Raw genomic sequence first — 2,126 nt, forward strand, 5'->3', positions numbered from 1 at the left:
AATAATTACACTGTTATGGTTTTGGCTGCCGACGATAGTATTTTCGTAAAATTCTTTGCCCCGATAATCATTTTACTATGCTGAGCGCGTTTTGAGTGCGTTGCGTAACCCTGAATGCGTTTTGGCGCGAACGGTGGTGCCGATCCTCTTTTTAATCTTAGCCTCCCGGGTGTCTCCCGCTGTCACGCGTTGTGCCTAGCCGGGCTCTGGACAGGGATCGCGTCAGCTGTGCCATCCGTTACCTCCCGACTAAGGATTGAACACGATGGTTTTCTCCCTCTTTCATGGGCCAGGGCAGCGGTTGCCTCGCCACGCTCGCCCCGGCGTCCGTTGCCGTGTTGCGCCGCTGGCGCTGGGTCTGCTGGGGGCGCTCGGGCTGAGCCATGCCGGTGCCGCCGTCGTGCCGCCGCCGATCGGTGCCGGCCAGTTAGACAATCAGCTGCGCCAATCCCTCGCGCCCCCTCCTGCCGCGCCGATGTCGCCGGCACTCGCCTTGCCCGCCGATACGCAGGGGCGGGCGAGCGCCCCCGCCAGCCCCACCCGGGTGACCCTGAACCAGATTCGCTTTCGTTTCGATAACCGCGCCGACGCCACCCTCGGCATCAAGGGGATAACGCCCGCCGACTTGCAGAAGGCGGCCGCCCCCTGGCTGCATCGCCCCTTAAGCTTTGCCGAGTTACAGGCGATGGCCGAGACGCTCACCCAGTACGTGCGGCAGCGGGGCGCGCTGTTAGCCCGGGTGCGCTTAGCGCCGCAGACCATTAAGGGCGGCGTCCTGACGTTGCACCTGAGCCCCGGTCGCTATGACCAGGCCGCCTTGTCCAACCACAGCCGGCTGCGCGACAGCCAGGCCCGGCGCCTGGCCGCGACGGCGGCCCCGCCCGGGCAGGTGGTGACGCGCGCCAGCCTGGAGCGGCTGGCGCTGTTGCTGGGCGAGGTGCCGGGAGCCCAGGCCCAGGTGGCGTTGCGTGCCGGCGCGCTGCCGGGCACCTCGCAGCCCGACATCACCCTCACCCCGGGGGCGCGCTTCGGCGGCTACCTCGGCCTCGATAACCAGGGCGACCCGACCACCGGCCGCAGCCGGGTGCTGGCGGGCGCCTATGCCAATGGGATGCTGGGGTATGGCGACCAACTGCGTGTCGATCTGCTGGCGGCCTATGAGCAGCGCAACCTGTTTAATGGCGGGTTGGACTACAGCCTCCTGCTGGGCGGCGCTGGCACGCGCGTCGGGATCAGCTATAGCCGCCTGAACTACCACTACCGCTTCTTGCAGCGCGACTTTCGTGGCGACGCCGATAACGGGAGCGTCTATCTCAGCCATCCGTGGATCCGCACGGCGCGGGCGCGCGTGGATGTACGGCTGGAGGGAAGCCAGCAATGGCTCACGGACAACTACCCGGCAGATCTGTATCTGGGGTTAGGGGCGCGGGGGCAGAAGCGGGTCAGTCTGGGCTCGTTCGCCCTGTCGGGCAGCGCGCTGACCGTCGCCGGCGGCGTCAGCAGCTTTAGCCTGCGCGGCAGCGTCGGCAGCATGAACTACCGCGATGTGTTGTCCCAGGAGATTAACTTCAGCCGCGAATTGGGGTCGGGCGGCCGTTTTGCCCGCCTGAACTATGCCCTGAACCATGACCAGCCGCTCTGGGGGCCGTTCTCGCTGTACGCCAACCTGGCGGGGCAGTCAGTCAACCGCAACCTGGACTCCTCGCAGAAGTGGCTGCTGGGCGGGCCGGGTGCCGTGCGGGCCTATGACGTCGGGGCGGGGGCGGTCGATCGCGGGACGCTCGCCACGCTGGAGGCGCGCTGGCGGCAGACACTCCCGGCGTCGCGCTGGTTAGGGCATCAGCCGAGCGTGACCCTGGCGGCGTTCTATGACCAGGGATGGGGCGAGCAGTACCGGCAGAACCGTAACGCACGCGAGGGCGGCGCATTAACGGCGCACAACCACGTCAATCTGGCCGGGGCGGGGGTGTATGCGACCTTGGCGCAGCCGGGAAGCTACGCCCTGACCTTAACCTGGGCGCGCCGTAGCGGCCAGGCCGATCCGGTCTCGGGGCTGACGGAGCGCAACCGGGTCTGGCTGTCGGCGCTTAAGGCCTTTTGACCGTGTAGGCGCATCGCCGTCCCGC

1 protein-coding gene is annotated in these 2,126 nt (G+C 67.4%); it reads left to right on the forward strand.

The window, feature by feature from the left end; translation table 11 throughout:
- Nucleotides 1-265: 265 nt before the first annotated feature.
- A complete protein-coding gene (locus EHO01S_RS16600; protein ID WP_024525001.1) occupies nt 266-2,101 on the forward strand; it encodes a ShlB/FhaC/HecB family hemolysin secretion/activation protein in 1,836 nt (611 codons plus the stop codon).
- Nucleotides 2,102-2,126: the final 25 nt, after the last annotated feature.

Source organism: Edwardsiella hoshinae NBRC 105699 = ATCC 33379 (genome assembly GCF_000474215.1).
In the GTDB taxonomy this organism is placed as follows: Bacteria; Pseudomonadota; Gammaproteobacteria; order Enterobacterales; family Enterobacteriaceae; genus Edwardsiella; species Edwardsiella hoshinae.

Excerpts from the sequence above, each read along its gene's own strand:
- EHO01S_RS16600 (WP_024525001.1), top strand. The coding sequence starts at position 266 with ATGGTTTTCTCCCTCTTTCATGGGCCAGGGCAGCGGTTGCCTCGCCAC.